This is a genomic window from Actinotignum timonense (assembly GCF_900155575.1).
Taxonomy (GTDB): domain Bacteria; phylum Actinomycetota; class Actinomycetes; order Actinomycetales; family Actinomycetaceae; genus Actinotignum; species Actinotignum timonense.
This window is the reverse complement of record NZ_LT706966.1, coordinates 1,839,782-1,859,845: the sequence shown is the minus strand read 5'-3', so window position 1 is coordinate 1,859,845 and position 20,064 is coordinate 1,839,782. Positions and strand designations below refer to the sequence as shown.

Annotated in this window: 18 protein-coding genes; 14 read left to right on the top strand and 4 right to left on the bottom strand. The window is 63.2% G+C overall.

All coding sequences use genetic code 11. The annotated features are described in order from the left end of the window. Positions 1-660: LLM class flavin-dependent oxidoreductase (locus CZ322_RS07900; RefSeq protein ID WP_143231903.1), on the bottom strand; the 660-nt coding region annotated here is incomplete at its 3' end. Positions 661-742: 82 nt separating this feature from the next. Here CZ322_RS07900 and lepA point away from each other — a divergent pair. From lepA to hemW, 3 genes are read left to right on the top strand one after another with little or no spacing between them, the layout of a single operon-like run. Beyond that, complete coding sequence (gene lepA, locus CZ322_RS07895) at positions 743-2,596, top strand: translation elongation factor 4 (RefSeq protein WP_087070857.1); 1,854 nt, start codon at positions 743-745, stop codon at positions 2,594-2,596. A gap of 2 nt (positions 2,597-2,598) precedes the next feature. Beyond that, positions 2,599-3,579, top strand: a complete 981-nt coding sequence (trmB, locus tag CZ322_RS07890; protein ID WP_234984507.1) for a tRNA (guanine(46)-N(7))-methyltransferase TrmB — start codon at positions 2,599-2,601, stop codon at positions 3,577-3,579. A 6-nt stretch (positions 3,580-3,585) separates the two neighbouring features. Next, entirely contained in the window at positions 3,586-4,854 is a 1,269-nt protein-coding gene (gene hemW, locus CZ322_RS07885) for a radical SAM family heme chaperone HemW (RefSeq protein WP_087070856.1), read from the top strand. Positions 4,855-4,888: 34 nt separating this feature from the next. Here hemW and CZ322_RS07880 read toward each other — a convergent pair whose 3' ends face one another. The 3 genes from CZ322_RS07880 to CZ322_RS07870 form a co-directional block, all read right to left on the bottom strand. Continuing rightward, positions 4,889-5,677 (bottom strand): SDR family NAD(P)-dependent oxidoreductase, encoded by a 789-nt coding sequence (locus CZ322_RS07880; RefSeq protein WP_087070855.1) that lies wholly within the window; start codon positions 5,675-5,677, stop codon positions 4,889-4,891. A 77-nt stretch (positions 5,678-5,754) separates the two neighbouring features. Beyond that, complete coding sequence (locus tag CZ322_RS07875; RefSeq protein WP_159455018.1) at positions 5,755-6,717, bottom strand: DMT family transporter; 963 nt, start codon at positions 6,715-6,717, stop codon at positions 5,755-5,757. Positions 6,718-6,898: 181 nt separating this feature from the next. Continuing rightward, positions 6,899-7,756 (bottom strand): DUF3097 family protein, encoded by an 858-nt coding sequence (locus CZ322_RS07870; protein ID WP_087070853.1) that lies wholly within the window; start codon positions 7,754-7,756, stop codon positions 6,899-6,901. A 143-nt stretch (positions 7,757-7,899) separates the two neighbouring features. On the opposite strand from CZ322_RS07870, the gene hrcA reads away from it, so the two are divergent. The 11 genes from hrcA to uppS all read left to right on the top strand — a co-directional run bounded on the left by hrcA (position 7,900) and on the right by uppS (position 20,013). After that, complete coding sequence (gene hrcA / locus CZ322_RS07865; protein WP_026429424.1) at positions 7,900-8,919, top strand: heat-inducible transcriptional repressor HrcA; 1,020 nt, start codon at positions 7,900-7,902, stop codon at positions 8,917-8,919. A 148-nt stretch (positions 8,920-9,067) separates the two neighbouring features. Continuing rightward, complete coding sequence (dnaJ, locus tag CZ322_RS07860) at positions 9,068-10,180, top strand: molecular chaperone DnaJ (protein ID WP_087070852.1); 1,113 nt, start codon at positions 9,068-9,070, stop codon at positions 10,178-10,180. Further along, positions 10,177-10,962, top strand: a complete 786-nt coding sequence (locus tag CZ322_RS07855) for a 16S rRNA (uracil(1498)-N(3))-methyltransferase (RefSeq protein WP_087070851.1) — start codon at positions 10,177-10,179, stop codon at positions 10,960-10,962. The genes dnaJ and CZ322_RS07855 overlap by 4 nt, the downstream gene beginning before the upstream one ends. A 6-nt stretch (positions 10,963-10,968) precedes the next feature. Then, on the top strand, positions 10,969-11,940 hold the full coding sequence (locus tag CZ322_RS07850) for a PhoH family protein (RefSeq protein ID WP_087070850.1): 972 nt from the start codon (positions 10,969-10,971) through the stop codon (positions 11,938-11,940). Between the two features lie 110 nt (positions 11,941-12,050). Continuing rightward, on the top strand, positions 12,051-12,536 hold the full coding sequence (ybeY, locus tag CZ322_RS07845; protein ID WP_026429421.1) for an rRNA maturation RNase YbeY: 486 nt from the start codon (positions 12,051-12,053) through the stop codon (positions 12,534-12,536). Positions 12,537-12,542: 6 nt separating this feature from the next. Beyond that, positions 12,543-13,823 (top strand): hemolysin family protein, encoded by a 1,281-nt coding sequence (locus tag CZ322_RS07840; RefSeq protein WP_087070849.1) that lies wholly within the window; start codon positions 12,543-12,545, stop codon positions 13,821-13,823. 6 nt (positions 13,824-13,829) lie between these two features. Beyond that, positions 13,830-14,738, top strand: coding sequence for a GTPase Era (gene era / locus CZ322_RS07835; protein ID WP_087070848.1), 909 nt, complete (start codon positions 13,830-13,832; stop codon positions 14,736-14,738). A gap of 3 nt (positions 14,739-14,741) precedes the next feature. After that, entirely contained in the window at positions 14,742-16,373 is a 1,632-nt protein-coding gene (locus CZ322_RS07830; RefSeq protein ID WP_087070847.1) for an alpha/beta hydrolase family protein, read from the top strand. Positions 16,374-16,556: 183 nt separating this feature from the next. Then, a complete protein-coding gene (locus CZ322_RS07825) occupies positions 16,557-18,437 on the top strand; it encodes a 2-isopropylmalate synthase (protein WP_087070846.1) in 1,881 nt (626 codons plus the stop codon). Positions 18,438-18,448: 11 nt separating this feature from the next. Beyond that, entirely contained in the window at positions 18,449-19,180 is a 732-nt protein-coding gene (recO, locus tag CZ322_RS07820; RefSeq protein WP_087070845.1) for a DNA repair protein RecO, read from the top strand. Continuing rightward, positions 19,177-20,013, top strand: coding sequence for a polyprenyl diphosphate synthase (gene uppS / locus CZ322_RS07815; RefSeq protein WP_087070844.1), 837 nt, complete (start codon positions 19,177-19,179; stop codon positions 20,011-20,013). Before recO ends, uppS begins: the two co-directional genes overlap by 4 nt. Positions 20,014-20,064 lie beyond the last annotated feature (51 nt).

The following is a 20,064-nucleotide window of genomic DNA, read 5'->3' as shown; positions in this document are numbered from 1 at the left end:
CACCGCCGCAATAACATAGGGCTCGGCCAGCTCCTCCGAGGGCTGGAAATTCTCCCGGTAGTGGCCGATAGCCTCGTGGAGCAGGCGCGGAGCGAAATGGGAAGCGAAAGAATAGGGCAGGCCTAACTGCGCGGCCAGATCCGCTCCGAAAAGCGAAGAACCCAGAATAATGAGGGGTACGTGGGTGCCTTGGCCTGGATAGGCCGCCACCCCCGGCACCCGGGAGGTATCCCCGAGGAACCCCTGGAGTTCCACCACATCGCGCGGGAAGTTCTCATAAGCGCTGGCATCACGGCGCAGCGCGTAGAGGGTACGGCTATCGGTGCCCGGCGCCCGCCCGAGCCCTAAATCAATACGCCCCGGATACATGTCCGCCAGCGCCCCGAATTGTTCAGCAATGACGAGCGGGGAATGGTTGGGGAGCATTACCCCGCCCGCGCCCAGCCGAATCCGGGAGGTATGTGAGGCAACGTAGCCGATGATAATCGCGGGGGAGGAGGAGATCACCGTGGGCATATTGTGATGCTCGGTGTACCACACCCGGGTGTAACCGGCGGCTTCGGCGCGCTTAGCGAGGTCCACGCAGCGGTGCAGGGCCGCGGCCGGAGCTTCGCCGTCGTACCGCGTAGCGAAATCTAACACTGACAAAGGAACATTCATGGCAAACTCCCGTGACCGATATATCCATATCCATTATGGTCCAAGGACTATACTTGAGCAGAGTTTATTGTGAAGGAGAGACGTGCCTATTTCTTCCGCTGAGGAATCGCGCGCCATTATTCCGGGCGCGACGGCGCCCGAGCGTATCCGAAATTTTTGCATTATTGCGCATATTGATCACGGAAAGTCCACGCTGGCTGACCGGATGCTCCAGCTCACCGGGATTGTGGAGCAGCGCGAAATGCGTGATCAATACCTGGACCGGATGGATATCGAGCGTGAGCGCGGCATCACCATCAAATCGCAGGCCGTGCGTTTGCCGTGGTCGGTGGAAGGGAAAGCCTACGCTCTCAATATGATCGACACCCCGGGCCACGTGGACTTTTCTTATGAGGTCAACCGTTCGCTGGCGGCCTGCGAAGGTGCGGTGCTGCTCGTGGATGCCACCCAGGGAATCGAAGCGCAAACCCTGGCCAATTTGTATATGGCCATGGAAAACGATCTCACTATTATTCCTGTCCTCAATAAAATCGATTTGCCTTCCGCGCAGCCAGAAAAAATCGCGGAAGAAGTGGCCTCGCTCCTGGGTGTGGAACCGGAAGACTGCCTGGCAGTCTCCGGGAAAACGGGGGAGGGTGTGCCCGAGCTGCTCGACCGGATCGTCGCGGAGGTTCCCGCGCCGTCGGGGCGCCCGGACGGTCCGGCCCGCGCCATGATTTTCGATTCTGTTTACGATATTTATCGCGGGGTCGTTACCTATGTGCGTGTGGTTGATGGTGAGCTGACCACCCGTTCGAAGGTGCGCACCATGGCCACCCGCACCGAACACGAACTCCTGGAACTGGGCGTGATTTCCCCCGAACCCACGCCCACTACCGCGCTGGGCGCCGGGGAGGTCGGCTACCTCATCACCGGCGTGAAGGATGTGCGCCAAACCCGCGTGGGGGATACCGTGACCGGCGCTCGAGAAAGCGCCACCGAAGCCCTGCCCGGCTACCTCGATCCGAAACCGATGGTGTACTCCGGGATTTACCCGATGGACGGCTCCGATTTCCCGAACCTGCGCGAAGCGCTGGAAAAACTCAAGCTCAATGACGCTTCGCTGGTTTACGAACCGGAAAGCTCGGTGGCCCTCGGTTTCGGGTTCCGCTGCGGCTTCCTGGGCCTGCTCCACCTGGAGATTATTCGCGAACGCCTCGAGCGGGAATTCGACCTCGATATTATTGCCACCGCGCCCTCGGTGATCTACCGGGTCATCACGGATGCCGGTGAAGAACTGACCGTCACGAATCCTTCGGAATTCCCGGAAGGGAAAATTCGCGAGATTTACGAACCGACCGTGCGCGCCACGATCCTGGCTCCTTCCGATTACGTGGGCTCCATTATGGAGCTGTGCCAGGAACGGCGCGGGGCGCTCCAGGGTATGGATTACCTCACCGCTGAGCGGGTGGAGATTCACTACGTGCTGCCGCTGGCGGAGATCGTCACCGATTTCTTTGACCAGCTCAAGTCGCGTACGAAGGGCTACGCTTCCCTCGATTACGATATTGCCGGTGAACAGCCCTCCGATCTGGTCAAGGTGGATGTGCTGCTCAATCACGAGCAGGTCGATGCTTTCTCCGCGATCGTCCACAAGGACAAGGCCTACTCCTACGGCAATGAGATGACGAAGAAACTCAAGACCCTCATCCCGCGCCAGCAATTCGAAATTCCGGTGCAGGCCGCGGTGGGTTCGCGCATTATCGCCCGCGAAACCATCAAGGCGCTGCGTAAGGACGTGCTCTCCAAGTGCTACGGCGGCGACGTCTCGCGTAAACGCAAGCTGCTGGAGAAGCAGAAGGAAGGTAAGAAGCGCATGAAATCCATCGGGCGCGTGGACGTGCCCCAGGAAGCTTTCGTGGCGGCTCTCACCTCCGAAGCACCCACGGGGAAGTAGATATGTCCGAGCGTCCCGAAGATTTACGCGCGGCTCACCCGGATGCCGCGCCGCCCCAGCACGACGGCGCAGCCGGGCCCTCCGCACCCGAGCGCTCCCAATGGCGCATCCGCTCCTTCTCCTTGCGCGGTTCGCGCCTGGGTGCGCGCCACGAAGAAACGGTGGCCCGCCACCCCGAACTTTTTGTGCCGCTGGCACCCGGACCCCAGGCCACCACGGTAGCCTTGGATGCCCGCTGCGACCTCGGGGAAGTTTTCGGCCGCGAGGCCCCGCTCGCCGTGGAAATCGGCCCCGGTTCGGGCGAGCACGGGGTTTCTTTTGCCCAGCGCCACCCCGAATATAATGTGCTGCTCGTGGAAGCCTGGGCTCCCGGCGCGGCGCGCTGCGTGGCCAGTATTCTGCGCGCGGGCGCCACGAACGTGCGGGTGCTGGAGGCCGATGCCGCCCAAGCGCTCCCCGTCCTCTTTGGGCTGGAATGCGCGGGCCTGGCTCGCGGGGAGGATGTGACTGCTTGCGGGCCGGCGCGCAGTGCCACCCATCCGAATGCCGCGAATCCGCGCGCCGAGCAGGTATGGACTTTCTTCCCCGATCCCTGGCGTAAAGCCCGCCACCATAAGCGCCGTCTGGTTGCCGCGCCTTTTGCCACGGTGGTGGCCGGAATGCTCCGGGAGGGGGGCGCCTGGCGGCTGGCCACGGATTGGGATAATTACGCGTGGCAGATGCGCGACGTTGTCGAATCATCCCCGTATTTCACGAATCCGCACGCCGGTGAACGCCCGGACCCCGCGGATCCCACCCCGGAACGCGGCGGTTTCGCGCCGCGCTGGGAGGAACGCGTGCTCACCCGTTTCGAGGAGCGCGGTATCGCGGCCGGGCGCACCATCCACGATATTCTCGCGCTGCGCACCGCGCTGGAACCCGCGGCGCGCGAGCATACCGGTGCCGCAGCACCCGCGGATACCGATACCGCGGCGCGAGCCTAGGCTCCCATGGCGTCCCTTCCGCACGGCGAGCCGGCCCCGGCCTCCGGCGCGCTCCCGAACCCGGATGTGAACGCCGGGTTTTCCGCCTACGTCCACATTCCTTTTTGCACAGTGCGCTGCGGCTATTGCGATTTCAACACCTACACCAAGCCGAGCTTCGGGCCGGGCGCGGGCCGCGATGATTTCCCGGCGTCCCTCGCCCGCGAAATAGCGCTCTCGCGCGAGGTCCTCGATACCGGCACCAACCGCGCTGCGCTGCGCACGGTTTTCTTCGGGGGCGGTACTCCCACGCTGCTGGACGCCGGGCAGCTCGTCGCGGTGCTCGCGGAGCTCGAGCGCGCTTTCGGCTTGACCGAGGGCGCCGAAATCACCACGGAATGCAATCCGGAATCCGTGGACCGCGCGGCTCTCGCCACCCTGCGGGCCGGCGGTTTCACCCGCATCTCCTTCGGGATGCAATCGGCTGTGCCCGAGGTGCTGCGCACCCTCGACCGCCAACACAGCCCCGGCCAGGTCGAACGCGTGACCGGCTGGGCTCGCGAGCTGGGCCTGGAGTATTCTCTCGACCTTATTTACGGGGCGCCCGGGGAAACGATGGAGCAGTGGCGTACCTCGCTCGCGGCCGCCCTTGCCCTCGAACCCGCGCATATCAGCGCCTACGGGCTCATGGTGGAACCGGGCACCAAAATGGGGATGCAGGCCCGCCGCGGCCTTATCAGCCTCCCCGATCCGGACGAGCTCGCCGATAAATACGAGGTCGCCGACGATATCCTCTCCGCAGCCGGCTACTGCTGGTACGAGATTTCGAATTGGGCCCGCCCCGGCCACGAATGCCGCCACAATTGCTATTACTGGGAGAACGCGAATTGGTGGGGGTACGGCCCCGGCGCCCACTCGCATATTAACGGGGTGCGGTTCTGGAACGTCAAACACCCGCGCGCTTACGCGGATCGGGTCTGGGCGCGCGGAATAGGGAACGACGACGGCGCCGCCGCGCTCCGCGCGCCGGGCGAGGCAGCCGCGAGCCAGCCGGCCATTACTTCGCCGGCCTTGGAGCGAGAAGTTCTCAGCCCGGCCGAACAACGTGAAGAAAAAATCATGCTCGGTATCCGGATGAGCCGCGGAATTGATATTCCCGCCGGCGTGGAAGCCGCGGTAGTGGAGGGCCTGGTTCGGGACGGTTTAGTGGAGGCAGAAAGCGCCCGCGCCGGGCGTCTTGTTCTGACCCGGCGCGGGCGGCTCCTGGCTGATACCGTGACCCGGGCGCTCTGGTAGCGCGGGGTCTGGTTATTTCTGAACGTGCCGGGCGCTAACGCCCGGTGTAACCGGCATCCACGGCGATCACGGTGCTCGTCACGTAAGAAGCCGCATCGGAAAGCAACCACAGGGCCGGTTGCGCGATTTCGCGCGGGCTACCAAAACGATTGAGCAAGGAAATCATGGGTGCGTATTCCTCGCCGCTCGTCCCCAGGGCTTCGAGTGCATCGTGCAGCATGGGAGTATCAATTGCGCCCGGGGCAATAGCGTTGACGCGGATATTATGTGGCCCGTTCTCCACTGCTGCCACCTTGGTTAGGCCAATCACGCCGTGCTTGGCGGAAACATAGGCGGGGTTAAAGGGTTGGGGCCGAATTCCGGAAACCGAAGCGGTATTGACGATGGTACCTCCATCGCCTTGCGCGAGGAACTGCTTAATTTCGTACTTCATGCACAGCGCCACACCCTTGAGATCGACTTTCATGAGCTTATCCCAGTAGTCTTCATCGAATTCCGAGGTGAGCGCATTATCGGGGGCCGCCGCGGCATTATTGAAAGCACCATCCAAGCGCCCGTAGGTTTCTACCGCGGTAGCAACCATCTTTTGGACAGATTCGGAATCAGAAACATCGGTACGCACCGCAATAGCTTCGCCACCAGCCTTCTTGATGGTGGCGACAGTTTCTTCAGCGCCTTCCAGATTGTAATCAGCGACGACAACCTTGGCGCCGGCTTCAGCAAAAAGAATCGATGCTTCGCGCCCGAGTCCGGAGGCGCCGCCCGTGACAATAACGCTCTTATCGGCAAGAACCGGGAAAGTGGTGACATTGTTACCCCGCATAGCTACTCCTTCGTGGTAGGGGACCATAGTCGCAATCTATCGAAGGGGCACCGCGAAGGTCGTCCGTCGCGGAAGTTTTACGCTACGGGCCTACGCCGGATACGCAGCGACGGGCGCTTGATACCGAGCCGGTAGCGGCGCTTCGGGGCCCGCCCGATGAGGAAAATTCCGAGCAGCATAATAATCGCGCCTAGCCATTGCAGGGCGGAAAGCCGTTCACCCACAAGAACCGCGGAAAAAACAATAGCGCTCAGCGGCTGAATCAAAATCAGGGTGGCGGCCACGGAAGGATTAACCAGCGGCATACTCGCCTGGCAGAACAACCACCCCAGCACCTGGCTGGACAGCGCAATAAGAATCATCCAGCCCCAGGAACTCGCCGACAGCGCGAGGGTGAGAGGCCCGTGAGTAGCAATGAGGAGCGGAGTGGACACCACCGTAGTAACCAGGCACACAATCGCCATGGCGGTGCCCTGGTGATGTGGCGAATTCGTGCGCCCGGTGAGGACCACATAAACGGTGTAGGTCAGACCCGCGAGCGCGGAGAGGATAATGCCACGTACCAGGTCGGATCCGCCAGCGCCGTCGAGAATACCGGAAAGCAAGAAAATCCCGCCGAGCGAAAAAGGTGCGGCTACGAAAAACATCCACGGCACCCGGTTGCGGAAGAACAGCCACGCGACCAAAGGCACAGCGAGGGCCTGCACGTAATTGACCACCACGGCGGAAACCGAGGGGCCGGCCAGCAGCACGGAGGGTGTCCACAGGGCCATATCCACACCGAAGCACACCCCGCACACCGCGTAGAGCAGCAGATCAGTGCGCCGCATCGGCCCGTACTGGCGCCATTCATGAACAACCATGGGCAGCAGGGCAAGGAAAGCTAAGCCGAAGCGGAAGAACACAATCGTGGTGGCGTTTTCTCCCGATAGCGTGATGAAGGGAGAAACAAGTCCCACGAGAACCGAAGCGACGGCGAGGGTGCCGCGCGGGGACGCAACAGCGATTTTGTCCACGAGGGAGCGGCGCTGGAGGGCCACGTGATCACAACTCCTGATAGGGGTGAAGAAGAACCGAAACAACGAGGGCAGCGGCTCCGGCCGGGGCCGGATAAGCGCACGCAGCAAGGATATACCCTGAGGGCATCGGGATTGTAGCTCGGTTCGCGTGGCGAAGCCGGCGGACGCGTGAGCTGCGGTGATGGCGCTCAGATAACGGCTACTACCGCGTTCCGGCGGCGGTGACGAAATCGATGAGTTCCTCCATGCGGCCCAGCAGCGCGGGCTCAATATCTTTATAGGAGTGCACGCAGGAGAGGATGTGGGCCCAGGCCCGGCCAATATCCTCGGCCGTTTCGTGCGGCCAGCCGAGCCGGCGCAGGGTACCCACCTTAATATCTTCCCCGCGCGGTACCTCCGGCCAGGCCCGCAAGCCCACCGCGTTCGGTTTAATGGCCTGCCACACATCAATATAGGGATGGCCGAGCACCAGCACGCCCGGGCCGGCCACCCGCGCCGCGATCCGCGATTCTTTCGAGCCGGGTACCAGGTGATCCACCAACGCACCCAGGCGATGCTCATCATCGGGGGCAGTTTCCCGCACCACGGCTTCCAGGTTATCCACCCCGAGTAATTCCTCAACCACCACCCCTTCGAGGGCCAGATCCTCGCCCCAGATCTTGGCTACCAGTTCGGCGTCGTGCTTACCCTCCACCCAGATACGCGAGGCGCGTGCCACGCGCGCCCGTGCTTTCACGTGAAAGGAACCGGAGGCGGTGAGGAGCCGGCCGCGCGGCGCCTCCGCGCGCGGGGCGGTGATCTCCACCGGTTCGCCGTCGATCCAATAGCCTTTGCCCAGCGGGAAGGAACGGCGCACCCCGCCGCGGCCCTCTAGTTCCATCTGCCAGTGCCCGGCTACTTTCCCCACCGAGAGCACTTCGCCCACAAAGCCGGAGGCCACGTCTTCAATAAGGAGGCCGGGTGCGGCCGGGACGGGGCGGGAAGCGCGGCGGTGGTCGTGCGGGTCGTGGGCGAGGACGTCGTCGCCGTAGCGATCAGGCATTCCGGTAGCAGAGAACATCACGCTCTAAGGGTATGCGCTCAGGGTCCGCCCCGCGTAGAATTAGCACTCGAAGATGTAGAGTGCTGAGCGAGGCTCAAGAAAACTCAAGGTAACGCCAAGAGCATCTCGGTGGCTCCGCGGCGCAGGGAGGAAGGATACCGGTGGCGGCAGAAGATCGGCGCGGGCGCGTTCTTGAGGCGATTGTGCGCGATTACGTCACCACCCGCGAACCGGTGGGATCCAAGGCCCTCGTGGAACGCTACGCGCTGGGAGTTTCCCCGGCCACCGTCCGCAATGATATGGCGGTCCTGGAAGAAGCCGGGCTGCTCACCCACCCGCATACCTCGGCCGGGCGTATCCCCACCGATGCCGGCTACCGGGCTTTCGTGGATTCCCTCACCACCGTTAAACCGCTCTCCCGGGCGGAACGGCGCGCCATTAGCCAAATCTTGGATGCCGCGGTGGATCTGGATGATGTACTAGAGCGCGCGGCCCGCCTGCTTTCCCATCTCACCCAGCAGGTCGCAGTTATCCAATACCCGGCCCTCGATAAAGCGGTGCTGCGCCACCTGGAACTCATTTGGCTCGGCGCCACCCGTATTCTCCTCGTGGTTATTACCAGCGCGGGGCGGGTAGAACAGCGCGTGATCGCGGTGCCTCCGCACCTGGAGGGCCTGGATGTGGACGCGGTGAGCCGGGAAGTCACCACCCGCTGTAATGGCCAGCCGCTCACCACCGCGGTGGCCGTCCTCGCGGAGATCGCTGAACGCAGCGAACCGGAAGCCGCCGCGGCCCTGCGCGATATTGCGGCGGCGCTTACCACCGCGGTGCATACCGGCGCGGAGGACCGCCTCACCATGGCCGGCACCGCCAATCTCTCGCGCCACTCGGTAGATTTCCTCCACTCGATTTCCCCGGTGCTGGATGCCCTGGAGGAACAGGTGGTGCTGCTGCGCCTCCTCGCCGCGATGGAAACTGATGTGGCGGTATCCATCGGCGTGGAAAATGACCATGAAAACCTGAGCGAGACCTCGGTGGTCTCCTCAAGTTACGAAGTAGCCGGGCATGAAGTGGCCCGGGTAGGCGTCGTCGGCCCTACCCGAATGGACTATCCCGGGAATATTGCGGCGGTGCGTGCCGTTGCCCACTATCTATCCGGTATTCTGTCCGGGCAGTCGTAGTGGCAGTCGTAGTGGCAGTCGTAGTGGTGATCGCGGTGGTAGGGAACGGAACTATCGCAGCGTAGCGCGCGGCGCCGGGCGCGGTCACTCGGAGTGAAGCGCGCCGGCGTGCGGGCAGGGCGCAGAAAAGAACAAAGACGGGAGAAATGTGGCTGATTTTTACGAAACCCTCGGGGTGGAACGCGAGGCGAGCCAGGAAGAAATCCGCAAAGCGTACCTGCGCCTCTCGCGCAAATTACACCCGGATCACGCCGGTCCGGAAGCCGCCGAACGCTATAAGGAAGTCAACGAAGCGTATACGGTGCTCTCCAACCCGGATTCGCGCCGCCAATATGACCTGGGCGGACGCGGAGGGGGAGCCGGAGCGGCCGGTTTCGGTTTCGATATGAACGATATCTTCTCCACCTTCTTCGGGGGCGGGGGAATGCGCGCCGGCGGCCCGGCCCCGCGCGGAGAACGCGGGCGCGATGCCCTCCTCGGGTTGAGCATCGAACTGTCCGACGTGGTCTTTGGAGCCCAACGCCAGGTGAGCGACTCCTTCTTCACCGTCTGCCCCACCTGCGCGGGCAGCGGCTGCGCGGCCGGATCCCAGCCGGTGACCTGCGGGGCCTGCCAGGGTCAGGGGATGGTCCAGCAGGTCACGAATTCCCTCTTCGGCCAGATGGTCACCCAGGTGCCCTGCCACACCTGCGAAGGCCACGGCACCGTTATCGCCGACCCCTGCCGCCCCTGCCACGGCACCGGGCGCATCCGCCAAGAAAAAACCCTCACCGTGGAGATCCCGGCCGGCATCGAGAACGGTATGCGCATCCGCCTGCGCGGCCAGGGCGACGCCGGAACCTTCGGCGCCCCGGCCGGCGATATCTTCGTGGAAATCCGGGTGGAAGAACACCCCATTTTCCAGCGCGTGGGCGATGAACTCCTCGGCGAAGTCCAGGTACCCATGACCTTCGCGGCCCTGGGCGGCAGCGTCACCATCCCCACCCTGGATGGGGACCGTGAGCTGGAGATTCCCGCCGGGACCTCCTCCGGCGTGGTCCTCACCCTCAAGGGCCTGGGCGTGGCGCGGCTGCGCGGCAAAGGCCGCGGGGATATGCGGATCACCGTCGCGGTGAAAACCCCCACCGACCTGGACGAACGCCAACGTGAACTTCTACGCGAACTGGCCGACCTACGCGGAGAAAGCGTGCAGGACGCCCAACTCGCCGAGCAGGGCAAATCCTTCTTCGATAAATTGCGCGAAAGGTTGAGCTCGCTGTGACGCTCCCGCTTTTCTTCGCCGACTTCCCCGCCACCCGGCCCGGGGGCGGAGCCGGCGCCGCCCTGAGCGTGGGCCAGGAACTGAGCCTCACCGGTGACGAAGCCCGCCACGCTGGCGTCATGCGTATCCGGGTAGGGGAGGAGATCCTCATCTCCGATGGGGAGGGCCGGCGGGCCCGCTGCACGGTGAGCGCCGTCGCCAAAAATGAGCTGCGTGCCCGCGTGGAGGAAGCGAGCGCGGAACCGAAACCGGCCGGGCCGATCACCCTGGTGCAGGCCCTCGCCAAAGGAGGGCGCGACGAACAGGCCGTGGAAACCTGCACCGAATACGGGGTGTGGGATATCGTCCCGTGGGAAGCGGCCCGCTGCGTCGCCTCCTGGAAAAACAAAGAGGAGAAGGGCCGGGCGCGCTGGCAGGCAACGGCCCGCGCCGCCGCGAAACAATCACGGCGCAGCTATATTCCGCGCATCCGTTCTTTAAGTACGACGGCGCAGCTACCCCAGGCCCTCACCGGGAGCACTGTGCTGCTCTGCCACGAGGAAGCCGAACTGACCCTGGCCGAGGCGGTGGCCCGCGGCAAGCTAAGCCCCGCGCAAATAGCCGGCCCCGTGGCTGTCATTATCGGCCCGGAAGGCGGAATCGCACCGGAAGAAATGGAGATCTTGCAGGCAGCGGGCGCCATCCCGGTGCTGCTGGGAGCGCATGTGCTGCGCAGCGCCTCCGCCGGGGCCTACGCCCTGGCAAGTATCGCCACCGTGCGCGCGCTCGGCACGCTACTATAGGACGTAATGACGCACACAGAAAACAGCCAGCGCACCATTGTGGTGCCGGACCGGGTTTCCATGATTCATCTGCTCGGGCATCGTGATGACGTGCTGCGAACCCTGGAAGAACGGCTAGCCCCCACCACCATTCACGTGCTCGGCCACCGGATCACCCTGACCGGCCCGGCCGCGGAACTCGATCTTGCCGAATCGCTCATCGGGGAATTAATCGACGTCGTCGCCGAAGGTGAAATCCTCACCCGGGACGCGGTTGCCCGCGCCGTTGATATCGCGCGCGCCGGCGTGGCGCATCCCACCACGCTGCTGCACACCGATATTTTATCGAACCGCGGTAAAACGATCCGGCCGAAAAGCCTGGGGCAAAAAGCCTACGTGGACGCCATCGACGCCCACGATATTACCTTCGGGATCGGCCCGGCCGGCACCGGGAAAACCTATTTGGCCATGGCCAAAGCGGTGGTGGCCCTCAATGACGGGCAGGTCAAACGTATTATTTTGACGCGCCCGGCGGTGGAAGCCGGAGAATCCCTCGGCTTCCTGCCCGGATCTCTCACCGATAAAATCGACCCGTACCTGCGCCCGCTTTACGACGCCATGTATGACATGCTCGACGCGGATTCCATCCCGAAACTCATGGCGGCCGGCACCATTGAGGTGGCGCCGCTGGCCTATATGCGCGGGCGCACCCTCAACGATGCCTTCGTGATTTTGGACGAGGCGCAGAACACCACACCCGAACAAATGAAAATGTTCCTCACCCGGCTCGGCTTCAACTCTAAAATGGTGGTGACAGGCGATATCACCCAGGTTGATCTCGGGGCGAATAAAGTGTCCGGATTGCAGGTGGTGCGCCGGATACTGCGCGATGTTCCGGGGATTCATTTCTCGGAGCTGAGTTCGGCGGACGTGGTGCGCCACCGCTTAGTTGCCGAAATTATTGACGCCTATGCCCGCTGGGATTCCCGGCAGCACTAGCGCGGGGCAATAGGCGTGAGTAGCGGCGCGTAGTGCGGCGTACGCTGAGGCGTGTGTTGCGGTAGGGCAGTTTCGGGAGAATCTAGGGAACGGTTGTCAGGAAAGACCACATGATAGAAGTAAATGACGAATCGAGTTTTAGTCCGGCCCCGGATCTGGAAGAGATCTCGGAGCTAGCCACCTACGTCCTCGATAAGATGCGGGTGCATTCCATGGCGGACCTCTCCATCGTGCTCCTCGATGAAGATGCCATGGCGGATCTCCACGTCACGTGGATGGACCTGGAAGGGCCCACAGACGTGATGTCTTTCCCCATGGATGAGGTGCGCCCGGCCCCGCCCGGCGAAGAACCACGCCCGGGAATGCTCGGCGATATTGCGGTATGCCCGCAGGTTGCCAGCCGCCAAGCCCACGCCATGGGGCACTCCACCGCGGAAGAAATTCTGCTCCTCGTGACCCACGGGATCCTGCATCTGCTCGGCTACGATCACGCAACCCCGGAAGAAAAAGACACCATGTTCGCTCTGCAACGCCAACTCCTCCTCGTGTTCCTGTCCGAACGCGGGGGAGGCGATCCGCGCCCCACGGAGGTGTAAGAAAGGATGGATCACTTACCCGTGGCAGCGGGAACGCTGCCCTCCGCCCCGTTTTATATAGCTGCCGGCCTGTGCCTCCTGCTTTCTTTGTGGTGCACGGTGGTGGGCGCGGCCCTCGGGCGCATGACCCGCACCGAAGCCGCGGAAATGTACGCCCATAAGGAACGCGGTTCGGCGCGCGTGGTGGCCATTATGGCCCGCCGCCCGGCCGCCTCCATGGGCATCGCCGTGGTGCGTGCCCTCCTCATGGCCAGCTACGGAATCTGCTTCACTTTCGCCCTGGGAACGGATGTGGCGGCCTGGTGGCAGATCTTCCCCATTTTCTTCGGCGTCACGGTCCTAGCCCTCCTCGCTTTCGCCTTCTTCAACCCCCTGAGTTTCGGGGTGGAACGCCACCAGCGGGTGCTACGCAAAGCCACCTGGTGGCTCTCCCCACTCACCTGGCTGCTCTCGCTACTCATCCGGGAACGCGAATTTTCACCCGAGGAAGCCGAACAGCGCCAAGAAGACCAGCTCGCCGTCATGGTGGAACGCGTGGCCGAATCCGAAGCCCTGGACGATGCCGAACGCGATATCCTGCAATCGCTTTTCGATATGGGTAACACCCTGGTGCGCGAGGTTATGGTGCCGCGTACCGATATGATCGCGGTGGAGGCGGATGAAACCCTGGACCGCGCTATTTCCCTCTTTACCCGCTCCGGTTTCTCCCGGGTGCCGGTCTACCGGGAATCCATTGATGATGTGATCGGCGTGCTCTACCTCAAAGACGTAATCCGGCGGGTGCACCGGCGCCACCAGCACGATGACTTGCGGGTAGCCGATCTGGTACGCGAACCGGTCTTTGTACCGGAAACCAAGATTATTGACACCCTCATGCGGGAAATGCAGGCCGACCAGGTTCATATCGCCCTCGTGGTGGATGAATACGGCGGAATTGCCGGCCTGGTCACCATCGAGGACCTCGTGGAAGAACTCGTGGGCGAAATTTCCGATGAGCACGACCGGGCCCTCCCGGCCGTGGAAGAACTCGAAGCGGGAAGCTTCCGGATCCCGGCGCGCATGCCCATTGACGACCTCGGTGACCTCTTCGGAATCGAATTGGAGGACGACGACGTAGATACCGCCGGCGGCCTCTTCGCCAAGAGCATCGGGCGGGTCCCCATCCGCGGTGCCGAAACAACCGTGGCCGGAATCCACATGGTGGCCGACCGCTTCGAAGGGCGCCGGCGCCGGTTATCGACTATTATCGTTGCGCGCGAAGAAACCGAAGATGAGGGCGAGGACTAAAACACAATGACGGTGGAGAACACAGAATTTCGGGCCGGGTTCGCCTCGGTGGTGGGCCGCCCGAACGCCGGGAAATCAACCCTCACCAATGCGATGGTGGGGAAAAAGGTCGCCATTACCAGCGCCCGCCCGGAAACCACCCGGCGTATTATCCGCGCCATTGTGACCCGGGATGCCGGCCAGGTGATCCTTGTGGATACCCCGGGAATGCACCGCCCGCGCACCCTGCTGGGGGAACGCCTAGGCGATATGGTGCGCGATTCCATCGCCGATGTGGACACCATCATCATGTGCCTGCCCGCCAATGAAAAACTCGGGCCGGGTGATAAATACCTCCTCGATCTGGCGGTGCGCGCGAAAGTTCCCATGATCGCCGCGATTACCAAAACCGATCTGGTTACCCGCGAAGCCCTCGCGGAAAAAATTGTGGCCGTGGCGGCTTTCCACGATTTCGTGGAGATTGTGCCGGTGAGCGCAGCCACGATGGATCAGGTGGAACTCCTCACCGAGCAGATCATTAAGCAGCTTCCCGTTTCCCCGCCGCTGTATCCGCTGGATGCCATCACCGATGAAACGGAAGAAACCCTTATCGCGGAACTTATCCGCGAAGCCGGCCTGGAAAAAATGCGCGAGGAACTCCCGCATTCCCTCGCGGTCACCATCGACGAAATTATTGAGGAGACCGCGCCCAACGGGGGCCCGCTGGTGCGCATCCATGCTTCGCTGCACGTGGAGCGCGATTCCCAGAAGGGGATTGTTATCGGACGCGGGGGAGCGCGCCTGCGCCAGATCGGGCGCGATGCCCGCAAAGCGATTAAGGCGCTGCTGGGCACGCCGGTCTACCTTGATTTGCACGTGAAGGTCTCCAAAGACTGGCAGCGCGACCCGAAAATGCTGGATCGACTCGGGTTCTGATACGTGCGCCTGACTGATCTTCCCTACACCCCGCCCACCGAAAATCCGCCGCCGGGGCGCACCCTGGTGCCGGCTAGCAGCCTAGAGAGCGCGGATCGCGCGGAACGCAGCGCACAGCCGGAACGCGCCGCGCACCGGGGCTGGCGGCGCTGGCTGCCCACCCACAAACGCTTCGTCACCTGGCTGATTGTGGTGTTGGCTGCCGGGCTCATCGGGAGCGCCTTCGGCCCGGGCTGGAATCCGCAGCCCATGACCGCGGCGATTGCCCCGCAAACCCCGGATACCACCATTTCCACCGGGGTCCCCACCGCGCGGCTGGGAACCTACCAGGTGGCCAGTAGCACCGTCACGATTACCTTGCGCGATGGCACCCTGATTCCCGCCGTCGTCAAACGCCCGGTGGGCGCGGCATCGGTGGTGCCCGGGATGCTTTTTATCCACGGCACCGGTACCTCCTCCGCGCGCGATTTCGGGCGGGAAACCGACGCGATTGCCTCCACCGGGATTATTACGGTGGTTCCGGAAAAACGGGTGGCGAACTATACGACGACGCATCGCGATTACCTCCAGCTCGCCGCGGATTTTGAGGATGTGTACCGGGAGATGCTCTCCTGGGAGGATGTTGATGCGCGCCACTCGGGCCTGTACGCGGTATCCGAAGGCTGTTTCGTGGCGCCGATTGTGGCCACCAGCGCGAAGGCGGTCAATTACGTGGCTCTCATTAGCGCGCCGGTGCTCCCGATCCGCCAGCAGGGCGCGTACGCGGCCGATGCCTACCTGCGCGAAATTCACGCCCCGGCCCGACTGCGCGCCGCCATCCCTAAACTCATCGGCCAGGATTTTGGCCCCGATACGTTCCGCTATATCGATTTCGATGCGGCACCTTACGAGAAGCAGATGACCATGCCGGTCCTCATGCTTTACGGCACGGCCGATAATTCCATGCCGACCATCCAGGGCCCGCAGATGATGGCCCGCTACCTGGAAGAGGCCGGCAACAGCGCGCTCACGGTGCGCTATTACAAGGACGCCGACCACGGCCTCCAGATCAACCGCAGCAAGCTTTCGCGCGCGGCCATGCAAGATACCGCGGATTGGGTCAATGGTTTACCCTTTACGGCGACGGCGCAACCGCGGGTGGCCGGTGACCAACCACGGCAGGCCTTCGTGGCCCCCACCCTCACGGCCGGCGGGTGGTTCACCGCCCAAACGGCGCTCTATATCGCGCTGGGCGGCGTGGCCCTCCTGGCGGTGAGCATCGTGCTGGTGGCGGTGTGCTGGATTCCGGTGCGCGGGCATCGCCTCTCGAATTTCTCCGGATCGGGGGCAGCTCTCAATCTCGCTTCCCTCTCGGTGGTGGGTGCCTGGGCGGTCTTCCTCGTGTATTTGGTGGCCGTTGCCCATATCGCGCTCACCTATTCCCATAATCTGCTGATCGTGCAGGGAGGTTTCGCCCTCGTCCACCTGGCGGCGCTGGGGGCGGCGTGGATGCACGTGCGGGCTGCGTTCCGCAGCTGGAATGCCCGGCCCGGCATGGGGCGTATCGCGCGGATCACCACCCTGCTCACCCTGTGCGCCCAAGCGGTGCTACTCATGAGCTTGGGCTACTGGAATGCCTTCCCGGCGGTCCTGTAAGTCTCACATCGCGGACAAATCTGTGCATATTCAGCTAGCTGAGGGGTTAGAGTTATGCCTATGGGTACCTCTCGCCTTCTCCTTATGAGCCGCCGCGAGCTTATTCGGCTCCTCGCGGCGGGTTAAGCTGCGCCGTCGTTCTTAAATTTGACCGCCACACAAAAAATAAAAGGTGACCACCCCATGAAAACTTCCGGATACACGCACCGTCAGCGCCCCTCGGGCATGCCCTTCTACAAGTATCGGCCTTTCCTGGATACAAATCCGATTGCGCTGCCGGATCGTACCTGGCCCAATAATCGTATTACCAAGGCGCCGCGCTGGCTCTCCACCGATCTGCGCGACGGCAACCAGGCCCTTATCGAACCGATGGATATGATCCGCAAACGGCGGATTTTTGATCTGCTCGTCAAGATCGGCGTGAAGGAAATTGAGATCGGTTTCCCGGCCGCCTCCCAAACCGATTGGGATTTTGTGCGCTCCCTGGCCGAGGACGGTGCGGTGCCTGACGACGTGACCGTCTCGGTTCTCACCCAGTCGCGCCCCGAACTTATTCACCGCACCATCGATGCGCTGGCCGGATTCCCGCGCGCCACCGTGCACCTGTACAATGCCACCTCGCCGGTTTTCCGCGATGTGGTTTTCGGTTCCTCCAAGGAAGCCATCCGCGAACTGGCCATGGCCGGAACCCGGGAAATCGTGGCCTACGCCGAAAAGGTACTTCCGGACGATCTTATTTTCGGCTTCGAATATTCCCCGGAGATTTTCGTGGATACTGAAATTGATTACGCCCTCGAGGTGTGCTCATCCGTCATGGATGTGTGGCAACCGGATGCCGAGCGCGAAATTATTATTAATCTACCCACCACGGTGGAACGCGCCACCCCGAACGTCTACGCCGATCAAATCGAATACTTCTCCCGCCATATCCCCAAGCGCGAGTACGTGGCGCTTTCCGCGCATAACCACAATGATCGCGGCACCGGGGTGGCCACCACCGAATTGGCGATGCTCGCCGGTATTGACCGGGTGGAGGGCTGCCTCTTCGGGCAGGGGGAGCGCACCGGAAACGTTGACCTTATTACGGTGGCCATGAATCTTTATTCGCAGGGGATTGATCCGGAACTGGATCTTTCCGATATTGATGCCATCGTGGATGTGTGCGAAGAATGCACCGGGATTGAGGTGGGCCCGCGGGTGCCCTACGCCGGTTCGCTTGTCTACACCTCGTTCTCTGGCTCCCATCAGGACGCCATTAAGAAGGGGATGCAACGCCGGGCCGCGGATCTGGCCGCAGCCGGGGGAGACGAGCGGCAGGTTCCCTGGGCGCTGCCTTATCTGCCCATTGACCCCAAGGATGTGGGGCGTACCTACGATGCCATCGTGCGGGTCAATTCCCAGTCCGGCAAGGGCGGGGTTGCCTACCTCATGCAAACCACCCGCAATCTGGATCTGCCCCGGCGCATGCAAATCGAACTCTCCCGCATTGTGCAAACCTGGACGGAACGCACCGGGGAAGAAGTCAGTGCGGATACTCTCTGGGATATTTTCGTGGACGAATACCTTCCGCTCTCGCAAGGGTACGGGGAGCAGGAGCCGGCGGGCGCTGCTGCGGTGGAGCCTGCGGGTGCAACGAGCGCAACGGGTTCGGCCGGCGCGGCGGGCGCTGCGGCCTCGCAGAGCGCACCTGGTGCCCGGAGCACGGTCAGCACCCCGTGGGGTCGCTACCGCTTGCGTGCGCTGGAATTCACCAATCACAGCGGCGGGGGGACCGATATTAGCGCCGTCGTGGAAACCCAGGCGGACGGCGTGCAGCACAGCCTGCACGGCAGCGGCAACGGCCCCATCCACGCTTTCGTCAACGCGATGGAACAGCTGGGCGAATATATCCACGTGCTCGACTATGCCGAACACACCCTGAGCGAGGGTACGGATGCTTCGGCGGCCGCCTATGTGGAATGCGAGATTGATGACCAGGTGCTGTGGGGCTGCGGTATTCACACCTCCACGACACGCGCCGGCCTCAAGGCGATTATCTCGGCTGTCAATCGTGCGCACCGCTAAACTGGGAGCCAGTGAAACTCTATCGGGATGAAGGAATAGTCCTGCGTACGCAGGACCTGGGGGAAGCGGACCGCATTGTCACCCTGCTGGCACGCGCGCACGGCCTGGTGCGCTGCGTGGCCAAAGGGGTGCGCCGCACCCGCTCCCGATTCGGGGCGCGCCTCGAGCCGTTCACCTACGTGGATGTGCAGCTCTACCGGGGGCGCAGCCTCGATATTGTCACGGAGGTGGCCACCCTCAATCCCTTCGGGCGGGCTATCGCGCCCGATTTTGAAGCCTACGCGGCCGCGAGCACCATGGTGGAAGTCGCGGAAAAACTCGGGGCGGAAGGCGAACCGGACCGGGCCCACTACCGCCTTCTCCTGGGCGCCCTCAATTCCCTGGCTGCCCGCCAGCACGCACCCTATCCGATTATGGATTCCTACCTGCTGCGCGCCATGGCGGTATCCGGGTGGGGCCTGGCGGTGACCTCCTGCGCGCTCTGCGGCAGCGGGGAGGACCTCACGGCTTTCCATGTGCAAGCCGGCGGCCTGGTGTGCCGGCGTTGCGCCCCGCGCGGGGCCGCCTATCCGGGTGAAGATACCCGCAGGCTCCTCGCGGCCCTGGCGCGCGGGGACTGGGAAGTTATTGACGCGCTGGCCGGCAGCGCCGGGGAAACCGCACACGGATATATTTCCGCGTACGTGCAATGGTATTTGGAACGCAAGGTACGTTCCTTGCAGATCGTGAGGTCGGCATCATGACAGACGAGCACCCGAATCGAGCGCAGCTGGACCATCTCCCTCATCTGGAGCGCCCCACCCCGGCCCACCGGCCCGGTATCACGCCCCCGCCACTGGGGCGGGTGCCCGAACACGTAGCCATCGTGATGGACGGCAATGGGCGCTGGGCGAATGCCCGCGGGCTGGCGCGCACCGAAGGCCATAAAGCCGGCGAACGTTCTCTGATGGACGTGGTGGCCGGCGCCCTGGAAGTGGGAATCGCAGAGCTCTCCGTCTACGCTTTTTCTACCGAAAACTGGCGGCGTTCGCCTTCTGAGGTGCGTTTCCTCATGGGATTTTCCCGCGATATTATCCGCGCCAACCGCGATCAGCTCCACGAATGGGGAGTGCGGGTGCAATGGGTAGGCCGCGAGGGCCGGCTGTGGCGCTCGGTGCTGCGTGAAATTCGCGCCGCGGAAGAACTGACCGCGGGAAATACCCGGATGGTCCTCAATCTGTGCATTAACTATGGCGGGCGCGCGGAAATCGTGGATGCGGTGCGCGCGGTGGCGGAGCGGGTGGCCCGCGGGGAACTCAAAGCCGAGCGCATTAGCGAAGCAACCCTGACCGCCCAGCTCTACGCCCCGCGCATGCGCGACGTCGATCTCCTTATCCGTACCGGCGGGGAATACCGCACCTCCAATTTCCTCATGTGGGAAAGTGCCTACGCGGAACTGTATTTTTCCCCGCTGCCCTGGCCGGAATTCGAGCGGCGTGCCTTGTGGGAAGCCTGCGCCGCCTACGGGCAGCGCGAGAGGCGATTCGGCGGCGCCGTCGACAAAATTGCGCCGGAAGGCGCGGCCTCATCACGCTAGACTGGACTAAGCGCGCCCGCCGCACGGCCGCGGCGCGCACGCACGCATCGA

Bases quoted from the DNA above. Each gene is read 5' to 3' on its own strand.
- CZ322_RS07880 (WP_087070855.1), bottom strand. From the start codon at position 5,677: ATGCGGGGTAACAATGTCACCACTTTCCCGGTTCTTGCCGATAAGAGC.
- CZ322_RS07850 (WP_087070850.1), top strand. From the start codon at position 10,969: ATGACGCACACAGAAAACAGCCAGCGCACCATTGTGGTGCCGGACCGG.
- trmB (WP_234984507.1), top strand. From the start codon at position 2,599: ATGTCCGAGCGTCCCGAAGATTTACGCGCGGCTCACCCGGATGCCGCG.
- ybeY (WP_026429421.1), top strand. From the start codon at position 12,051: ATGATAGAAGTAAATGACGAATCGAGTTTTAGTCCGGCCCCGGATCTG.
- hemW (WP_087070856.1), top strand. From the start codon at position 3,586: ATGGCGTCCCTTCCGCACGGCGAGCCGGCCCCGGCCTCCGGCGCGCTC.
- CZ322_RS07825 (WP_087070846.1), top strand. From the start codon at position 16,557: ATGAAAACTTCCGGATACACGCACCGTCAGCGCCCCTCGGGCATGCCC.
- CZ322_RS07870 (WP_087070853.1), bottom strand. From the start codon at position 7,756: ATGTTCTCTGCTACCGGAATGCCTGATCGCTACGGCGACGACGTCCTC.
- CZ322_RS07840 (WP_087070849.1), top strand. From the start codon at position 12,543: ATGGATCACTTACCCGTGGCAGCGGGAACGCTGCCCTCCGCCCCGTTT.
- uppS (WP_087070844.1), top strand. From the start codon at position 19,177: ATGACAGACGAGCACCCGAATCGAGCGCAGCTGGACCATCTCCCTCAT.
- era (WP_087070848.1), top strand. From the start codon at position 13,830: ATGACGGTGGAGAACACAGAATTTCGGGCCGGGTTCGCCTCGGTGGTG.